Source organism: Virgibacillus sp. NKC19-3, assembly GCF_019837165.1.
In the GTDB taxonomy this organism is placed as follows: Bacteria; Bacillota; Bacilli; order Bacillales; family Amphibacillaceae; genus Virgibacillus_L; species Virgibacillus_L saliphilus.
This window is the reverse complement of sequence record NZ_JAGYHC010000001.1, coordinates 827,359-846,815: the sequence shown is the minus strand read 5'-3', so window position 1 is coordinate 846,815 and position 19,457 is coordinate 827,359. Positions and strand designations below refer to the sequence as shown.

18 protein-coding genes and 1 other annotated feature are annotated in these 19,457 nt (G+C 40.2%); of the genes, 7 read left to right on the top strand and 11 right to left on the bottom strand.

Annotated elements, in window-relative coordinates; all coding sequences use genetic code 11:
- On the bottom strand, nt 1–684 hold the full coding sequence (locus KFZ56_RS04280) for a response regulator transcription factor (RefSeq protein WP_222640469.1): 684 nt from the start codon (nt 682–684) through the stop codon (nt 1–3).
- Between the two features lie 279 nt (nt 685–963).
- Here KFZ56_RS04280 and KFZ56_RS04275 point away from each other — a divergent pair, with 279 nt between their 5' ends.
- Both KFZ56_RS04275 and KFZ56_RS04270 read left to right on the top strand, forming a co-directional pair.
- Entirely contained in the window at nt 964–2,325 is a 1,362-nt protein-coding gene (locus KFZ56_RS04275) for a S1C family serine protease (protein ID WP_255584831.1), read from the top strand.
- Nucleotides 2,326–2,532: 207 nt separating this feature from the next.
- Complete coding sequence (locus tag KFZ56_RS04270; protein WP_222640468.1) at nt 2,533–3,765, top strand: hypothetical protein; 1,233 nt, start codon at nt 2,533–2,535, stop codon at nt 3,763–3,765.
- Between the two features lie 80 nt (nt 3,766–3,845).
- Here the strand turns inward: KFZ56_RS04270 and KFZ56_RS04265 are convergent, their stop codons facing one another.
- Nucleotides 3,846–4,514, bottom strand: a complete 669-nt coding sequence (locus KFZ56_RS04265) for a TraR/DksA C4-type zinc finger protein (RefSeq protein ID WP_222640467.1) — start codon at nt 4,512–4,514, stop codon at nt 3,846–3,848.
- Between the two features lie 214 nt (nt 4,515–4,728).
- Here KFZ56_RS04265 and KFZ56_RS04260 point away from each other — a divergent pair, with 214 nt between their 5' ends.
- On the top strand, nt 4,729–5,601 hold the full coding sequence (locus tag KFZ56_RS04260) for an NAD(P)-dependent oxidoreductase (protein ID WP_222640466.1): 873 nt from the start codon (nt 4,729–4,731) through the stop codon (nt 5,599–5,601).
- Between the two features lie 163 nt (nt 5,602–5,764).
- Here KFZ56_RS04260 and yxiS read toward each other — a convergent pair whose 3' ends face one another.
- Both yxiS and KFZ56_RS04250 read right to left on the bottom strand, forming a co-directional pair.
- Nucleotides 5,765–6,070: a protein YxiS gene (yxiS, locus tag KFZ56_RS04255; RefSeq protein WP_222640464.1), complete on the bottom strand. Its 306-nt coding sequence runs from the start codon at nt 6,068–6,070 to the stop codon at nt 5,765–5,767.
- 175 nt (nt 6,071–6,245) lie between these two features.
- Nucleotides 6,246–6,446, bottom strand: coding sequence for a cold shock domain-containing protein (locus tag KFZ56_RS04250; protein WP_209461826.1), 201 nt, complete (start codon nt 6,444–6,446; stop codon nt 6,246–6,248).
- A gap of 433 nt (nt 6,447–6,879) precedes the next feature.
- Here KFZ56_RS04250 and KFZ56_RS04245 point away from each other — a divergent pair, with 433 nt between their 5' ends.
- The 4 genes from KFZ56_RS04245 to KFZ56_RS04230 all read left to right on the top strand — a co-directional run bounded on the left by KFZ56_RS04245 (nt 6,880) and on the right by KFZ56_RS04230 (nt 11,648).
- A complete protein-coding gene (locus KFZ56_RS04245; protein ID WP_222640462.1) occupies nt 6,880–7,620 on the top strand; it encodes a gluconate 2-dehydrogenase subunit 3 family protein in 741 nt (246 codons plus the stop codon).
- Nucleotides 7,621–7,642: 22 nt separating this feature from the next.
- Complete coding sequence (locus tag KFZ56_RS04240; protein WP_222640461.1) at nt 7,643–9,382, top strand: GMC family oxidoreductase; 1,740 nt, start codon at nt 7,643–7,645, stop codon at nt 9,380–9,382.
- 685 nt (nt 9,383–10,067) lie between these two features.
- Entirely contained in the window at nt 10,068–11,039 is a 972-nt protein-coding gene (gene trhO / locus KFZ56_RS04235; RefSeq protein ID WP_222640459.1) for an oxygen-dependent tRNA uridine(34) hydroxylase TrhO, read from the top strand.
- Nucleotides 11,040–11,168: 129 nt separating this feature from the next.
- Complete coding sequence (locus KFZ56_RS04230) at nt 11,169–11,648, top strand: glutathione peroxidase (RefSeq protein WP_222640457.1); 480 nt, start codon at nt 11,169–11,171, stop codon at nt 11,646–11,648.
- A gap of 318 nt (nt 11,649–11,966) precedes the next feature.
- Here the strand turns inward: KFZ56_RS04230 and proS are convergent, their stop codons facing one another.
- The 7 genes from proS to KFZ56_RS04195 all read right to left on the bottom strand — a co-directional run bounded on the left by proS (nt 11,967) and on the right by KFZ56_RS04195 (nt 19,188).
- The gene (gene proS, locus KFZ56_RS04225) at nt 11,967–13,406 is read right to left on the bottom strand and encodes a proline--tRNA ligase (RefSeq protein WP_222640455.1); all 1,440 of its coding nucleotides are present in this window, start codon (nt 13,404–13,406) and stop codon (nt 11,967–11,969) included.
- A gap of 56 nt (nt 13,407–13,462) precedes the next feature.
- Nucleotides 13,463–13,681, bottom strand: a binding site (T-box leader).
- 188 nt (nt 13,682–13,869) lie between these two features.
- Nucleotides 13,870–14,421 carry a cysteine hydrolase family protein gene (locus tag KFZ56_RS04220; protein WP_222640453.1) on the bottom strand — a complete coding sequence of 184 codons (552 nt, stop codon included), beginning with the start codon at nt 14,419–14,421 and terminating at the stop codon, nt 13,870–13,872.
- Nucleotides 14,422–14,765: 344 nt separating this feature from the next.
- Nucleotides 14,766–15,596 (bottom strand): bifunctional hydroxymethylpyrimidine kinase/phosphomethylpyrimidine kinase, encoded by an 831-nt coding sequence (thiD, locus tag KFZ56_RS04215; RefSeq protein ID WP_222640452.1) that lies wholly within the window; start codon nt 15,594–15,596, stop codon nt 14,766–14,768.
- 97 nt (nt 15,597–15,693) lie between these two features.
- A complete protein-coding gene (locus KFZ56_RS04210) occupies nt 15,694–16,179 on the bottom strand; it encodes a DUF456 domain-containing protein (RefSeq protein WP_222640451.1) in 486 nt (161 codons plus the stop codon).
- A 124-nt stretch (nt 16,180–16,303) separates the two neighbouring features.
- Complete coding sequence (locus KFZ56_RS04205; protein ID WP_222640450.1) at nt 16,304–17,335, bottom strand: ABC transporter substrate-binding protein; 1,032 nt, start codon at nt 17,333–17,335, stop codon at nt 16,304–16,306.
- A gap of 42 nt (nt 17,336–17,377) precedes the next feature.
- Entirely contained in the window at nt 17,378–18,160 is a 783-nt protein-coding gene (locus KFZ56_RS04200) for an ABC transporter ATP-binding protein (protein WP_222643892.1), read from the bottom strand.
- Nucleotides 18,160–19,188: a FecCD family ABC transporter permease gene (locus tag KFZ56_RS04195; RefSeq protein ID WP_222643891.1), complete on the bottom strand. Its 1,029-nt coding sequence runs from the start codon at nt 19,186–19,188 to the stop codon at nt 18,160–18,162. The genes KFZ56_RS04200 and KFZ56_RS04195 overlap by 1 nt, the downstream gene beginning before the upstream one ends.
- Nucleotides 19,189–19,457: the final 269 nt, after the last annotated feature.

The following is a 19,457-nucleotide window of genomic DNA, read 5'->3' as shown; positions in this document are numbered from 1 at the left end:
TTAACCCTCTTCTCGCAGGCGATACCCATAACCCCATACCGTCTCCAGTTGCAGGGTTGTGAATTTTTTTCGGATTCGTTTGACTAAATCATCCACAGCTCGATCACTTCCAAAGTAATCATCTCCCCATACTTTTACCAGTAATTCCTCTCTGGAAAATGCCCGATTCGGATTTTCAGCAAACAGCAGGAGCATATCAAATTCCTTTGTCGTCACTTCCTGCTCCACGCCATCCCAAAACACACGCCGATCATTTTTATGAATGAATAGATAGTCCACCTTAACTTTATCAGGTTGGGCTTCTTCCTCTTTTGTCATCGTACGTACTCGTTTAAACAACCGTTTAACGCGCGCAATCAATTCCCGCGGGCTGAAAGGCTTCGTTAAATAATCGTCCCCACCAAGCTCAAGCCCGAGGATTTTATCAATCTCTTCATCCTTGGCTGAGATGATGATGATAGGTATATCACTTTCATTTCGTATTTTTTTGCAAAATTCATATCCGTCCATTCCCGGTAGCATAATATCTAATATCCACATGTCCGGTGGATTCCTTTCCCACTCTTCCCAAGCCGCTTCTGCAGAATCCAGAATAGTAACTGCAAAACCTTCTTTTTTTAAATAAGCGGAAACGATATTTTGTATATTCATGTCATCTTCTACAACGCCAATATGATCACTCATTAGGCAAACACCTTTCCATTGTAAATAGTATATCTATAAGAGTTTGTACATCTATTTTATCATAAACCTTTCGTTTAATAATCATTATTTGCGGGTATAAAAATAGTAAGAATGGATTACTATTAGGATATGTTAAAAAGTAAGAATAAAAAGGACACCATTGGCCAAGATCCCTGAAGCCTTGGTATTTTACACATTTCTTCCATATTTGTCCCGAATCTGCGCCAAAATGGGATGGTATTCTAAGTATAAACTTAATGAAGTTGGGGTGATATTATAATGGATAATAACGAAGAAAACAAATCAGTTAATGATAAGGATAAGGAAGAACAAACGAACATGGACGAAGAATCAGTAGATGCCAAAACGAGAGCAACTGATACTGAAAACGAGGAAGCAACAAACGTTACGAAAGAGGAGCCTCCAGAAGGAAATCAATCTAACGTGCCCGCACCTGAAAGAAAAACCAAAACATCCGGTATGAGTGTTCTGCTTGGAGGAGTTGTTGGGGGGCTTATTTCGGCTGTTGCTATTATCGTGTTATTTACCAGTGGCGTCATCGACCTTAATGATTCAGCCGAAACTTCTTCGGAAACCGCAGGCTCCTCCGAAAGTCAATCAACCGAAGTTGTAGATTCATTATCTACAGATGACGCATCAACAGCTTCAAATATGGAGGAAGCATCTAAAGCTGTTGTCGGGGTTACTAATCTTCAGCAGCAAAATATCTGGGAAGAAAGTGAAAATGAAGCTGGAACTGGTTCAGGCATCATCTATAAGAAAGAGGACGGCAATGCATATGTTGTAACCAATCACCATGTGATACAAGATGCCGAAGAAGTTGAAATCCGGATACATGATGATGAACAAGTTCCTGCAGAAGTGTTGGGTACAGACCCTTTAACAGATTTAGCCGTTTTAGAAATTGATGGTGAGAGTGTAGATACTGTTGCTAATTTAGGTTCATCCAGTGACTTGGAAGTTGGTGGAACCGTCGCAGCGATTGGAAATCCGCTCGGTGAGGAGTTTGCCAACACCGTTACACAAGGAATTGTTAGCGGCCTGGACCGATCTGTTGGCGTGGATACCACGCAGGATGGTCAACCGGATTGGGTGACAGAAGTTATTCAAACAGATGCAGCTATTAACCCCGGCAATAGTGGTGGCGCGTTGGTTACTAGTGAGGGAGAAGTAGTCGGCATCAACTCTATGAAAATTGCACAGCAAGCTGTAGAAGGCATCGGATTTGCTATCCCAATTGATGAAGCCTTGCCGATCATGGAGCAACTTGAAACAGATGGAGAAATAGAAAGACCGGTTATTGGAATCACGATAGCCAGTTTACAGCAAGTACCACCAGAATACCGGAGTGAAATCAACTTACCAGATGATATAGCAGAAGGAATGGTCGTTGCAGATGTGCAAGCAAATTCATCCGCAGATCAGGCTGGCTTACAGCAATATGACGTCATTACGAAAATCAATGGTGAAGAAATAGCATCTATTTTAGACTTAAGACAACATCTCTATTCTGATGACAATGCGATTGGCGATACTATTGAGATAGAATACTATAGGGACGGAGAACAGCATACAGTAGAACTTGAACTGCAAGGTGATGAAGAACAACCAGAATTGTAATGAGAAAGGTACTACCTCAGAATTTAGATTACCATGAACCTAACCCTTACTTGGGGTTAGGTTTTTTATTATGTCGAATAAGTCCTGCAATATTGTCTCCTTTTTGTCATATCTTTCTTATATTTTGTGATGTTTCGCACTAATTAGCATACAAAAACCTCTATAATAAACAGTACATACACAATTATAGAAGTGAGTTGATGCTACATGCCAAGATATATCGTCCATTTTACCTTTATATTTTTAACCATAACTGCTTTATCCGGTGTATGGATGAGAGTATTCCCCTTTTATCCTGATTTTACAATCCCCTATTCCAATATCCTCCACGGGCATTCCCATTTAGCCATACTGGGATGGGCTTTTTTAGGCGTTTTCATGGTCTTCCTAGTTCACTACTGGGAAACATTCAAACATCAAAAAGAAGCGATCACGATTGCCATCACCTTGTTTATCGTTACAATTCTCATGTTTGTCGCATTTCTCTATCAAGGTTATGCTAGCTTTTCCATTGTTTTATCCACCATGCATATTTTTGTGGAATACTGGGCCGCCTCCTTCATTTATCGTCAGGTGAAGTCCCAACTGCGAATACCCAGAGTAGCTGGTTTGTTTATAAAAGGAGGATTAATTTCATTGATCATCTCCTCCTTTGGGCCTTATGGAATTGCCTATATTTCGGCATCCGGGATGAAAGGAAGCCCTTTATATGATATGGCGATTTATTTTTATCTCCATTTTCAATATAACGGCTGGTTGTTTTTATTTTTAATTGGTTTATTCATCATCGTCGTTCGTACTAAAAATATTATATTACCCGAATCTACACTTAAAATTGGCTTTTGGGTTTATTTCATTGCACTATTTCCAGGATATTTTCTATCTATTTTATGGGCAGAAGAATTAGGATTGGGCGCAGAGGTTATTGCCGGGGTCGGCGGGATTGGTCAATGGATCGGCGTTATTTGCGTCATTAGCGCTTATTTCAAGTCGAAAAAGGATCTTGAAACTACATATTCCGGTTTCACAATGGGAACACTGACCGTTACGTTTTTCTTATTATTCCTAAAAGGTACCATGGAGTTAGGATTATTGATCCCATCTCTAGTCCCACTTATTTATGATTCAAGAAACATTATCATTGGTTATTTACATTTAACATTACTTGGCTTTATCAGCTTATTTATCCTTACTCTATACTTAATGAAGGATCTTTTAGCAACGAATAAGCAGACCGTGTATGGTGGAATTATTTTCTTTACCGGCTTCCTGTTAAATGCGCTCCTATTGTTTGGCCAGGGTCTAACCGAATGGTTGCATATGACCGCTGTGCCATTTTATATAGAAGGGTTGTTTGTGGCAAGTTTGTTATTATTGTTGGGAATCATGATTTTATGGGTTTCCTTCTGGCGAAGTTCAGAAAGAAAACGGGATAAGTAGCTGAACAGGCTTCATGGGGAGTGACTTTTTGGATAAATTACCCAAAACAGAAATCACGGGCAAAATGAAAACGATATTCTTTATTCATCTTCATCCTCATAATTATGATGCGTCCAAATGACACCTTCGTAATTGCCATCTATATCTGCTGCTGCGTATCCTTCTATACCCTCCGTTATTCCTACATTTTCGTCGCTATTTGGATACATTTCATCATAATTATCTTTATCCCCATAGAAGTCAGATGGTGTTTCAGATGTACCGTAACGACTCACCTCTTGCCAAGCATCTTCAGCATCATAACCTACCTGATCTTCATCTGTTACTTCATCCGGATTTATATTAGGACTATATACTTCTTCTTCTACTGGTCGGCTATGTTCAAAACTCGCATCATTCGCATGAGTGATACATCGATCTGCAGTTGGGAGAGCTTCCAACCGTTCAAATGGGATATCTTCTCCACATTTACTGCAAATACCATATGTTCCCTCTGCAATCGCGTGCAGGGACTTATTGATTTCCTCTAATTCTGTTTCTGCATGTTCATTGAGCGCGAGATCCTTTCCTCTTTCGAACATCTCTGTTCCCATATCACCCGGATGGTTATCATAATTGGACAATTCACCTACCGACTCTTGTGTCATTTCAAGCTTTTTTCCGAAGTGGTCCTGCACATGGTCAATTAATTCCGTTTGTCTCTCCAATAATGCAGCTTTGCACTGAGCAAGTTGTTCGCTTGTAATCATTACGATCAGCCTCCATTCATTATTTAACCGTGCTACCTATACTATGTGTAAAAGTAGTATAATGATTCTCTGCTTAAGTCCCCAAATCATGGCAATAACGGGAATGTCATCCTTCTTCTTCGAACAAAGAAATTATTTATGTTATAAAGGAATTAGCGTTATTCGTGTCGAAATAAATTATGAAGGAAGGCTATTTTAAAGGAGAGATGATTGTATGCTTTCAATTAATGCAAAGATTGGTTTCATAGGTACTGGTGTAATGGGCAAAAGCATGGCAGTTCATTTACAAAACGCTGGATACCCCATATCTGTCTACACACGGACAAAGGAAAAAGCAAAGGACTTACTCGATAACGGTGCGTCTTGGAAAGCTTCTATTGCTGAATTAGCTCAAACGACGGACGTCATTATTACCATGGTTGGCTACCCATCTGATGTAGAGGAAGTATATTTTGGTGAAGGTGGCATACTTGAAAATGCAAAAGCAGGAACATATATCGTTGATATGACAACTTCGAAGCCTTCTTTAGCAATAGAAATATATAAGCAAGCACAGAAAAAAAATATACATGCCATGGATGCGCCTGTCTCGGGTGGGGACGTTGGAGCCAAAAATGGGACACTTGCAATTATGGCAGGTGGAGACCAGGAGACGTTTGATTCCGTATTGCCTTTATTTGATATTATTGGAGAAAATATTATTCGACAAGGTGGAGCGGGCGCTGGTCAACACACAAAATTAGCCAATCAAATTACCATTGCTTCCAATATGGTCGGCGTCTGTGAGGCGATCTCCTACGCCAGAAAATCAGGACTTGACCCATCACGTGTACTTGATAGCATCGCAACAGGTGCTGCTAGCAGTTTTTCTTTATCGAAACTTGCACCTCGTATGCTTGAGGGGGATTATGCGCCAGGGTTTTATGTGAAGCATTTTATCAAAGACATGACAATTGCACTGGAATCTGCTCAAGAGATGGGATTATCAACTCCAGGACTCTCACTTTCCCTGGATCTTTATAAAGAACTCGCTGAACAAGGGGAAAATGACAGCGGGACGCAAGCATTGATTAAATTATTTGCATAAATGATTTGATAAAGTGATACTTTATACAGTGGGAATTTTTTTGCATCCTCCACTAAATACTAGTGGAACGAATCGGGGACGTTACTGGCTGTTCGATCTCCCACGAATTTCCTCATCCTCAAAGTGGGAGCTTACAGTCAATTGCACTGCGAGAAACGGAGAATTACGATTGTTTCTCCCGTTTCTCTATTTCTCTCTGCACTGCAAAAGCCAAATCATCATTTCCGAAAAGCTGAAGTACATGTAAAACTGTCTGATCATCTATATTTTCGGATTCTTTTTTTGAAACCGTTAATTCCATCGCATCGGCCAGTGTATTATTCTTCAATTGAGCAGGATAAGCTTGTTCGTATAATACTTGCGGATCAATATCATTATTAATACACCACTGAGCGTAAACAAGTATCATCATTTTTTCATCGTTTTTGTAATTTTCGATGACTTGTTCTTCCACTTCTTTTTTATCCATATTAATCACTACCTTTTCGCAGCAGAAATTCTATTTCCATTATCCCACATATTCACATTCCGTTCATTTCAAAAGTCCGCACGATTGGTCAACCACTTCTTTTCCGGTTAACATTCCATTTACATAAAAAAGGTCTACCCCATTAATGAGATAGACGCTTTTTATATATCATCTATTATAGACGAGTAACGTTTGCTGCTTGTGGTCCACGGTTACCTTCTACGATTTCAAATTCAACACTTTGACCTTCTTCCAGTGTTTTGAAACCTTCCGCATTGATTGCAGAGAAGTGTACGAATACATCGTCTCCATCTTCGCGCTCGATGAAACCGAAACCTTTTTCTGCATTAAACCATTTTACTGTGCCATTCATCATGTAAATGACCTCCTTATACAAATATCGTGCAAAGTATAATTGAATCAATAAATACTTTTACACCACTTTGATAAAGAGATCGTAAAGTATTATTCAAACTCCAATTTCCTTTTGCTATTATCAACTTTACCCTTTTATTAAGCAAAATGCAAGCGTTTAGCAAAAGTTTTTTTAATTTTAATTTTTACAGTGAGAATGGGGTTATTACTGCTATGGGGACAGGTCCCTTGTCCCAGTTACACATCATCTTCTTATTCTATTAATATGGACATTCACCACCAATTTGAAAGGAGAAAAATTGTTTAAAAACATCACGTTTTAGAACCCCTTGCAACAAAAATAAAAATTATGTAATATATTCATGTTTAATATTTTTAATACGTGGAATAGAGATTCGGTATACAATTTTTATAGTTTGAAAGGTAGGGATAAAATGGCTGACGAATCTAAGGGCACTAAAATTTCCCGTAGAAAATTTGTCAAAAATTCCGGATATGTGGCAGGAGGTGTTGTTGGTGGTGGTTTGATAGGCTCCTTATTGGGAGTTAATTTTGGTGGTACAGAACAAACATCTACAGCACCTGCACAAGAGACAAAATTCAATCAAGCGTTAATGTATTTTACACGACAAGCTGATTTTAATACACTTGGCGCAGCAACTGAGCGCATATTCCCAACGGATGACAATGGGCCTGGAGCGCTAGAACTTGGTGTTCCATATTTTATTGATCATCAATTGGCAGGAGCATATGGAAATAATGATAACGAATATATGCAAGGTCCCTTTTATACTGGAACACCTTTTCAGGGATACCAATCAGCATTGAAACGGCATGAAATTTTTATGCAGGGAATTCGCGCACTAGATCGTGAAAGCGAAGCGAATTTCAATGATTCATTCACAAACTTGGAAGAAGAACAGCAAGATGAGATTTTGCAGTCATTTGAAGCTGATGAAGTGGAATTAAAGGGCGTTACGTCCTCTGAATTCTTCGAAATGTTACGTACTGCCACACTTGCAGGTGCTTATTCTGATCCTTTATATGGCGGAAATGATGATATGGAAGGTTGGAAAATGAAGGAGTACCCAGGCAGTCAAATGAGTTATATCAATGAAATTGAAGATGACGACTTTAAAGAAATAGAACCAAGTGCATTAAACGAGCATTTGTAGTACTTATGAGGAGGTTTTTAACATGGTGAAAAAATTAGATAAAGTAGATGCTGTTACAGTCGGAGTTGGCTGGACTGGTGGCATTATTGCCGCAGAATTAGCAAAAGAGGGATTAAATGTAGTTGGCCTAGAACGAGGAAGTGACAGGGATACAGAGGATTTTCAGATGATTCATGATGAATATCGATACGCCGTTCGTTACGGCCTGATGCAAGATACTTCGAAAGAAACATTGACATTTAGAAATAAACCAGATGAACGTGCGCTTCCAATGAGACAATTAGGATCATTTCTTCCTGGAGAAGGTGTCGGCGGAGCTGGCGATCACTGGAACGGACAGACATGGCGGTTCCTCCCCTATGACTTTCAGATCAAATCAGAAACGGATAAAGAATATGGAGAGGACAAACTTAGCGAAGATTATACATTACAAGACTGGGGCATTACTTATGATGAATTAGAACCGTATTTTTATAAGTTTGAGCAAACAGCAGGTATTAGCGGAGAAGAGAATCCATTGGGGGCTCCTCGGGAAAACGACTATCCAACAGGCCCAATGAAAAGCTCTCCTATTCTGGATCGATTTAAAGAGGCTGCGAAAAATTTAGAACTTCATCCTTTTCAAATGCCTTCTGCAAACTTATCCGAGCAGTATGAGAATCCGGATGGCGAAACAATCAATGCATGTCAGTATTGTGGTTTCTGTGAACGATTTGGTTGTGAATATGGTGCGAAGTCAAGCCCGAATGTAACCGTTATTCCAACTGCGATGAAAACAGGCAACTTTGAATTGCGGACAGATTCTAACGTTGTCGAGGTGCTCCATGAGAATGGAAAGGCAACCGGTGTCCGTTATGTCGATGTAAAAACCGGAGAAGAATTCGAACAACCAGCAGATGTTGTTGTCTTAACCAGTTACGTATTAAATAATACCCGTTTACTGCTGCAATCAGAAATCGGGGAACCATATGATCCGGAAACAGGAGAAGGCGTTATCGGGAAAAATTATTGCTATCAAATTACCGCAGGCGCGGATGGCTATTTTGAAAATGAAAAGTTTAATACCTTTATGGGTGCAGGCTCTCTTGGAGCGACGGTTGATGACTTCAATGGAAACAATTTTGATCACACGGATTTGGACTTTATTCACGGAGGTTCCTTATCTATTACGCAAACGGGACGCCGACCTATTGAAAGCAATCCAATTCCAAAAGATACACCAAAATGGGGCAAAGAATTTAAAGAGCAATCATTACACTATTTTAACCGTTCCCTTTCCGTCAGTGCCGAAGGGGCATCTATGCCACATCGTAATAATTACTTAAGCCTGGATGAAAACTATAAAGATGCATATGGCAATCCTTTGTTGAAATTAACATACGATTTTACCGAACAAGATCGAAACTTGCATAAATATCTTTCAGAAAAAGCTGCGGATATCTTACATGAAATGGGCGCAGACATTGTGGAAGAAAATGAAATCAGCGAACATTACGATATTGTCCCATACCAAACTACCCATAATACTGGTGGTGTTATCATGGGAGGGGATCCTGAGACCTCTGCGGTAAATAATTATTCACAAATGTGGGATATGGATAATTTATTTGTTGTCGGTGCGTCCGCCTTCGCACATAATAGTGGGTATAACCCAACTGGTACGCTTGGTGCATTAGCATATCGTGCTGCAGAAGGAATTATTAAATTTCTTGATGAGGGAGGTCAGTTGGTTCAAGCGGACAAAAACAGCCAGCTTGTTTAATGGCAGTACAAAATGAAGGAAAGAATAGTAGAATCTTCAATTTCACAGCTTGAAAAGCCAATAAAAGCATGAAAGATCTATATAAACACTGATTTTCGATAAGAGTTATATACGGAGCACGGATATGATTGCACTGTAGACGTAAGACAATATCTATTCAATACGACTCGTGCATCATACCCGCGATAACTCCGTGTCAAACTAACAAATACGATTCTATCTTTAATGACAAACAAAGTTTTCATCGTTCGAAAAATAGTGGAGAAAGTAATGCTAGACGCAGCCTTTCATCTTCTACATCTACATCACATTCATTTTTCATCCATCATCCAATCTGCAAGTTCCCTCCATACCTTCAAATCCTAAGTGAAGAAACGTTAACGTCTACATAGGAACCGTTGGTAGGTTTACATAAGTATTCTTAGTTATTCGGCTTCATGATGAAAAACACTATGCTGCCTATATCAAAGGGCTCCAATTACTTTTATGGCAATCATAGTCAATGTGTTTTCTTTTTCTGGAAAATAATAACGTTGACACGGCTTCTCCCTTATCAAACCGAATGAATATAAATTGGCAATTAACATAAAAACATGATAAAATATTTTCTTGCAAGATTATAAAATAAAATACCGACTACCGTACATTTATATCTTGCAAATATGAATGAATAGGTGGTAATAAAATGGAAAGCAATACAAACTATCACGTTTTATTGTATTATAAGTATGTACCTATGGAAGATCCGGAGAGCTTTGCCGCAGAGCATCTTCAATTTTGCAATGACCTGGAATTGAAGGGTCGCATTTTAGTGGCCTCTGAAGGAATTAATGGGACGGTATCTGGTACCGTTGAGCAAACCGAAAAATACATGGAAGCAATGCACAATGATTCGCGCTTTGCCGATATGGTTTTTAAAATCGATGCACATGATGGGCATGCATTCAAGAAAATGCATGTGCGTCCAAGAAAAGAACTAGTAAGCCTTCGCTTGCAAGAGGATATAAATCCACTGCAAACAACCGGAGATCATTTATCACCAACGGAATTTTACGAAGCCATGCAAGATGAAGATACCGTTGTTCTCGACGCGCGAAATGACTATGAATATGACTTAGGCCATTTTCGTGGTGCGATTCGCCCTGACATTGAAACATTTCGGGAGTTACCGAAATGGGTTCAGGAGAACAAACACCTTATTGAAGGAAAACGTATCCTAACCTATTGTACAGGCGGTATTCGCTGTGAGAAGTTCTCTGGGTGGTTAGTTAAAGAAGGTTTTGAAGATGTCGCCCAATTACATGGCGGAATCGTAACCTACGGGAAAGATCCACAAGTTCAAGGCGAATTATGGGATGGCCGCTGTTACGTATTTGATGAGCGAATTTCTGTCCCAATTAATCGAAAAGAACATGTCGTTGTCGGTACAGACTATTTTGACGGTCAGCCATGCGAACGTTACGTAAACTGTGCTGATCCGGATTGCAATAAACAAATTATTTGTTCAGAGGAAAATGAGCATAAGTATATACGCGGCTGCACCCATGAGTGCCGTGTAAGCCCGCGCAATATGTATGTAAAAGAGCATGACTTATCAGAAGAAGAAGTAGAGCACAGGCTGAAACAGATTGGGGAAAGTCTGAAGCAAGAAGTATAGGGAGAAAAGGTGGCCTTTTGAAAGGCTGCTTTTTTAGTATTAAATAATATATATAGTGGGGAAGCCTGTATAACTATTTTGACATCAATCCCCTCGCATTGCTATCCTACTACTAAAGGAGGCAATCATATGAATATTTATGATTTTTCTGTAAAAACAATGCAGGGTGATGAAAAATCTATGGCTGATTATAAAGGAAAGACACTCCTCATCGTAAATACAGCCAGTCAATGTGGATTCACACCCCAGTTTGAGGGGTTGCAAAATGTATATGACAAGTATAAGGATCAGGATTTTGAAATACTCGGATTTCCATGTAATCAATTCAATAATCAAGATCCGGGAAGTGATGAGGAAATCTCTCAATTCTGTGAGCGCAATTATGGGGTCTCCTTTCCGATGTTCAGTAAAGTAGATGTAAAAGGCGAAAATGCGCACCCACTTTTCAAGTATTTAACCACAGAAGAAAAAGGTATATTAACCAAAGATATTAAATGGAATTTCACTAAATTTTTGATTGATAAAAACGGTGAAGTCATTGACCGATTCGCACCGCAGACAAAACCAGAAAATCTTGTAAAAGATATCGAGAGGGCGGTAGAGGAATAAAAAATCCCTCCCTCTCTTCCAATTCGGGGATGCCTCTTCCATGTCTCTATGATGTTGATTTTAAAGAACTTGCTCCGATTGGCGATGCGCTTAATTGACCTGGAACCTTGCTTAATCGATTTATGGTACTACTCTATTGGTTTGGAATCGCGCTCGATCGATTTGGAGTCGCGCTCGATCGATTTATGGTGCTATTCGATCGGTTTGGAATCGCGCTCGATCGATTTGCGATTCCCCTGCTTTCCCGATTTGGCAACTACGCCCCTCCGGCTACCTATACAAAAACGAGCACATCTTCGGTGCTCGTTTTCTAACCTATTAATATGCCTTTGCCCAATATACGAGTTCCTTCGCTTCTTTACCACAGCAGACACAAGTATCTGCTATGTTTTCCTGTTCAAATGGGATGAGGCGTGAGGTTGCTGATGTTTCTTCTTTGATTTTCTCTTCACAAGCCTCGTCTCCACACCACATTGCTTTAATAAATCCAGTTTTTTGTTCAAGCGTTTGTTTGAATTCATTCATATCCCTGGCAACACTTGTTTTTTCTTCACGATGTGCCAAGGCTTTATCATATAAGTTTGTCTGGATTTCTTCTAATAAAGCGGGTAAACGTGTTTCCACATCGGTCAGTGCTACAAATTCTTTCTCTCCGGTATCACGGCGAACAAGCACGACTTGGTCTTTCTCAATATCTTTTGGTCCCATTTCAATGCGTACCGGAATTCCCTTCATTTCGTACTCATTAAATTTCCAGCCGGGCATTTTATCACTTGCATCGATACCGACACGAACAAGATCTTTCAATTGATCACGCAGGTCATAAACTTTATCGAGTACACCTTCTTTATGCTGAGCAACCGGAACGATCATCGCTTGTGTTGGTGCAATGCGTGGAGGTACAACTAATCCTCTATTATCCCCGTGAACCATAATTAAAGCACCCATAATCCGTGTAGAAAGCCCCCATGACGTTTGATGGACAAACTGACTCTCTCCATTTTCATCCAAATACGTAATGTCAAATACTTCCGCAAAACCGGAACCAAAGTTGTGTGACGTTGCTGATTGCAATGCCTTTCCATCATGCATTAAGGCTTCAATGGTTAGCGTATAATTGGCACCGGCAAATTTTTCCTTTTCCGTTTTGCGACCTTTATACACAGGGATTGCTAAATAATTTTCTACGACATCAGCATAAATTCTAAGCATTTTATCTGTTTCTGTTGATGCATCCGCATCAGTTGCATGTGCAGTATGTCCTTCTTGCCAGTGAAATTCAGATGAACGCAAGAATGGACGTGTTGTTTTTTCCCAGCGTACAACATTCGACCACTGGTTATAAAGCATTGGTAAATCACGGTAGGAATGAATATTTTTAGAATAATAATCACTGAATAGCGCTTCTGAAGTTGGTCGTACAGCTATTCTTTCAGCTAATTTTTCCTCTCCACCATGTGTCACCCAGGCTACTTCCGGTGCGAATCCTTCCACATGATCTTTTTCCTTTTGCAGCAAGCTTTCCGGAACAAATAATGGAAAAGATACATTTGAGTGACCGGTTTCCTTGATTTGACGGTCAAGTTCATTACGGATATTCTCCCATATGGCAAAACCATCCGGCTTAATGATCATTGTTCCCCTTACTGGCCCGTAATCAACTAAATCTGCCTGCTTGACAACATCTGTATACCATTTGGCAAAATCATCTTCCATCGCTGTTATGTTTTGAACAAACTGCTTATTTTTCTTACCCAAGCTCAAACACCTCTATCTTTCCAATTTAATAGGGAACGCAAAAAATCCTCCATCCGAAAAGGGACCGAGGTCTGGTGGTACCACCCTTATTTACAAGGACTCCTCCTTGTACACTTCACTGGATAACGGCCATAACCGCGCACATTTTCCAACAAAAGCTGGTTCAATGCGAACTCAGGAGGCAGGTTCTAAATGACGTCTTTAGAAATTTCCAGCAGCCATTTCCTCTCTTTAAAAGACGATCAACTTATACTAATCCTCATCAACGTTTCGTTTATATTTCCTAATATATAGGGATACGAGAAGAAAGTCAAGACTTACTAATAACAAACAGAAATTCCTGATAGTTCCTCCTGTATCGATTCCATTTCAATTTTGTGAATTCAGCTTTATCATCCGGACTGCCTAATCAATTACAAAAAAGCCAGCAGAAACCTTCCTACCGGCTCCCATTCATATCAAATTATAATACGCTTGCGCCCAACGTATTCGTAAAGTGTTCCAAAGCCCAATCATGGCCAGCCTGATTAAAGCTTGCCACCGCATCCTTATGGATCACAATGTTAAACCCTTTGTTGTATGCATCAACGGCTGTATGTAGGACACATATATCGGTACAAACACCAATGATATGGACCTCCTCAATCGACCGCTCACGTAATCGGATTTCCAGATCAGTGCCGGCAAATGCGCTATAACGCGTTTTATCAAAATAATAGACATTTGCTCTATCTTTGTTTTGCTCATATACATCTGCTAGTTTTCCATACAAACTGCGACCCGATGTCCCAATAATATTATGCGGTGGAAATAGAGCGGATTCCGGATGAAGTTCATCACCATCTTCATGGGCGTCAATCGCAAAAACAACATAATCGCCCGCTTCCATAAATTCTCGAGTTAAAGCCACTATGCTAGATTCAATTGCCTGCCCCGGTTTCCCACTCGTCAGCTTCCCTTCATCCGCTACAAAATCATTTGTATAGTCCACATTCAATAATGCACGCTTCCCCATCTATTTTATCCTCCTTGTCCAATTCGGTTGCTAGAAACAGGAACCCTGATACCAAGCGTTTTGCTTCGGCATTCGAGCGTTTCGCTTCGGCATTCGAGCGTTTCGCTTCGGCATTCGAGCGTTTCGCTTCGGCATTCGAGCGTTTCGCTTCGGCATTCGAGCGTTTCGCTTCGGCATTCGAGCGTTTCGCTTCGGCATTCGAGCGTTTCGCTTCGGCATTCGAGCGTTTCGCTTCGGCATTCGAGCGTTTCGCTTCGGCATTCGAGCGTTTCGCTTCGGCATTCGAGCGTTTTGCACCTTCGTAATACTCGGTGCAAAACGGTCAAACGAGGAATCTGTCCTACCTACTCTTTACTAACTTTAATTTCATGTGCTTCATTAAACTTGCGCATGGCTGCATGGTATGTCGGTCCTACAAAATCTGTATACGAAAATCCATGCTCAATTGCGGTTGTAACAAAGCTTTTTGCTAGTCGAACTGCTTCTGCAATAGGTTTGTCCATGGCTAAATATGCTGCGATTGCTGCTGAGTACGTACATCCTGCCCCGCTCGTATGAACAGTATCGATACGTGGCGCTTCAAACGTCCAGATCGTTCTCCCATCATACAACACATCAATCGCAGGTCCTTTCAGTCTCCCTCCTTTTACCAATACATTGGCTGCACCTGAGTCATGCAGATCGATCGCTGCCTGCTTCAAATCATCAACACTAGTCAAATCTCTTCCACCCAGTAATAAAGAGGCTTCCGGTACATTCGGTGTCATAATCGTAGCCATCGGGATCAATTGATTTATTAATGCATCAATCGCATCATCTCTCAAAAGCTTCGAATCCAATTTTCCAATCATGACAGGGTCGACTGTAATATTTTTAATCGACGCATCCCTGATTAATGCCGCTACCGTTTCTATTACTTCTTTTGAAAATAACATCCCTGTCTTAAGCCCATCCGCACCTACCTGTTTCATCGCTGTCACAAATTGCGCTTCAATCGCCTCCAGCGTCTGCGGATGCACATTTTTATCCGTCTCAGGATGTCTTCCCACGATAGCTGTTACGACGCTCATCCCATATACATCAAGTTCCTGAAACGTCTTTAAATCTGCTTGGATTCCTGCACTCCCCCCAGCTGCTGATCCTGCAATCGTGATCACCCGTGATGGAAAATTCATATCCTAAAACCCTTTCTTTTCCGAAATTAGGGACAGGGGGACAGGTTCACTGTCCCAACTAGTACTGGGACAAGGGACCTGTCCCCATGTCCCCCTATTAAAATAATACTACGATAAAAAACCAAATAATCATAATAAGTTGCACAACGACTTTTGCCATTGCTCCGCTTAAGAATCCGATCAGTGAGCCAATTGATGCTCGGAATGCTTCTTTGGCAGTCCGCTTTTGGGTCATTTCAATTAAGAAAACAACGATGAAGGGCACATATATAATCCCAAATGGTGGTGTGATAAATGCCCCGACGATAACCGCTACCGCCGCAGCTCTTTCTCCCCATTTCGTTCCGCCGAATTTTTTCACAAAATAACTATTCGCAATGATGTCTGCAACGAAGAGGATAATTGTAAAGACACCCATAATAATCCAGAAAGAAAGACCGAGCTCATTTGCATTCAATATAAAATGATATAGCAGGAAACCTATCCATAAGACTAAGACGGAAGGAATAATTGGAAAAAGTATACCAACGAAACTTAACATAAATAATACAACTATCGCGATCCATATAAGAATATCCAGCATGTTATCCACTCATTCCTTTCGCGCATTAATGACTTATTAGGAAAAATATCATACAACGCATATCATGATTTATTTCATTTAAAACACATCTTGTATTGAGAATTTTTCCACCTACTTTTTTGTATTATTCTTCATCAAAAAGTTCAGGATAAAACCCTTCTGCTAATGTTTCTAGTCCTTGAATCACCCGAACGTTTCCTGTTGTATCTTCTACTTGAGCGGCAACATAGTTGTCATTTTCAACCGCAGTTACATCCTCCAGTGAAGCATTACCTGCAATCATCTTTTCTAAATCCTCTGGACCTGTTCCACAACAATACGACGTTACAATCACATCCGGATCACGGTCAATGATTTCTTCCCAATTGACCTCAAAGAGGTATTTATCTTCATCAGCAAAAATATTTTCACCACCTGCGAGTTCAATAAGATAATTATCTAATGCATAACCACCTGATACTTGTGCCGATCCTGCATCACCACCACTCATTAAAAGCACTTTTACGGGCTCATCTACATCCCCAATTTGACTCGTGATCTCATCCATTTCTTCTTGCATCGATCGAATGAGTTTTTCTCCGCGTTCCTCAACTCCAAAGATTTGTGCTATTTCTTTAATTTCTTTATAAACCATATTTTCTATCGTCTCTGGTTTTTCTGATTCAGTAACATAGGCAGCAATATTCAAATCATCAAATTCCTCAACTGTCCCTGCACCATTATCAGTAAAGGTCCTTTCTGATCCTATCACAAAATCAGGATCCACTCCTAATAGTACTTCTTTGGAAGGGTAACTATTCTCTGCTAAAACCGGGACGTCTTCTAATTTCTCTTCATATTCCGGCGGTGTATTTTCGGCAACAATCGAATAACCCACCAGCTTATGTTCTAATCCAAGTGCTACCATGAGTTCGGCTTCTTGTTGATACAATGCTACAACCCGCTCAGGAGGCTCGTCAAAAATTAAATCACGTCCTGCGTTTTCAACCGTTGTGGGAAAGTCTTCATCCGATGCAGTATCTGCTTTGTTTTCTGTTCCATTTTCTTCGTTGGACGTCGTTCCCTCTTCATTACCATTCGATGAACTACAACCAACGGCAACGAAGGCCATTATAAAAGACAACAAAATCATGGATATACGATAGAAATGTTTCATTGCTGTTCTCCTCCATATTTTTCAATCAAACCGTTTATCTTATTAAACATTCTTTTGTGAAGCACTAGATAGAAAAGTAATATGTGTTTTGCCTGTGATTGGGTGTTTGATAATATGCGTATTGACACGAAACACTTCTTGTAATATTGCTTCGGTCAACACCGTTTCAGGCGTTCCGGATTTTACGATTTCACCATGATTCATTACGTAAATCCAATCACAATAACTAGAAGCCATATTTAAATCATGTAAAGCCGTAATCACGGTGACATTTAATGTTTTAACCAAATCCATCAATTGTAACTGATGGTCAATATCCAGGTGATTGGTCGGTTCATCCAAAACAAGCACTCTTGCTTGTTGCGTTAATGCTCTGGCAACCATGACCCGTTGTTTTTCTCCACCCGATAAAGTCGTGATACTGCGATCACCATAGCTGTCCAAACCTACCTGGTGAAGTGCCTTTTCTGCAATATTTTGGTCCTTTAAGCTATCCGACTCCATCATCTTTTTATGCGGAGCTCGTCCCATAAGCACGATCTCTCGCACAGAAAAATCAAAGATCCCTGCTGGTTCTTGGCTAACTACCGCTAGTTTTTGAGCCACCTCTTTGGAGGGGATCTCATTCATATTCTTATGATCCAGCATGATCCTTCCGCAATCCGGTTTATATAAACGGTATATATTTTTAAGCAAAGTAGATTTACCACACCCATTTGGACCTATTATCCCTACCAATTGGCCAGATTTCGCTTGAAAATGAATATCGGAAATAATTTGCTTCTCTTGAATGCTGAATGATACATGGTCAACGTCTACCTGCATCATTTTCCACCTCCAAATGAGTAAGAACTTCTTCTTATTAACCAAATGAAAAATGGTCCGCCAATTAATGCAGTCACAACACCAATCGGTATTTCCTCCGGTGCCAATATTAGCCTTGCTGCAACATCAGCCCATATCATAAAAATAGCCCCGAAGAACAGGCTGATCGTGAGTACTTTTTTATGATCGGAACCAATCAATAAACGAACCATATGTGGTATCATCAACCCGACAAATCCTATGGCTCCGCTAGCGGCAACAATCACCCCTGTCAGCAGTGATACAACTAATATTAAGACTTTCCGAAAAATATTAATACTCAATCCTAACGTCACCGCTGTTTCCTCTCCCATAAGCAGGAGATTCAACGAGCGTGCCTGACACAATAAAAAAATAAACGTAATAGCAACAGCTATGCCTACAATGGGTAGAGTATCCCAATCTGCACCAACTAAACTGCCCATCATCCAAAATAGCGCGCTATGAATCTTATCCTCATCAGGAGCAGATATAACAATAAAGTTAGTAATTGCACTTAAAATCATAGATAACGCTATTCCGGAAAGTAAAAGCCGGGTCGTAGAAATACGACCTGCTATTTGTGATAGAGAAAAAACGAGAATAACGGATAGAAGTGCTCCAAGAAATGCAGCAAATGAAAGAGCATATTGGCCAAAGAGATCAAAGGCACCTAACAAAATTACGAGTGTAGCACCTACAGAAGCTCCAGAAGACACACCTAAAATATATGGATCTGCTAAAGAATTCCGAACAAGTGCCTGGATCCCTGTACCGGCTAGAGACAGGCCGGCCCCAATCATTAAACCGAGCAGAACGCGCGGAAACCTTACTTGCCATACAATATTATACTGCGCATTTGTCCAATCTTCGTTCGTGAGATTGTCCAAAAATGGAACATGTGATAACGCTATTTCCCATACCGTGAATGGGTGAATCGCTACCGGTCCAAGCGCCACTGCCAATATCATTGAAAAGAAAAGAACAACAGGTAAAACAAATAATAGCATCTTAAAGCGATTGTCATATTGTTGATTTTTCTTTTTCTTGTTCCTCTCTTCCTCCGTGAAATAGGAGATTTTCCTCTTATGACTAATTTTATGTAAAGCAACTTTCGAACTCATGAATGCTCCTTTTTGATATAAGAAAAAACACTTCTTGTATCGTGACTATTTCTCTTGATGATTTTTTCATTTCTTCTCTTATTGCTTCTCTCATTTTATATGTTATCTGCTAATCCATCAATATATCAGTTAATTCAATTTATGGGATAGCTATT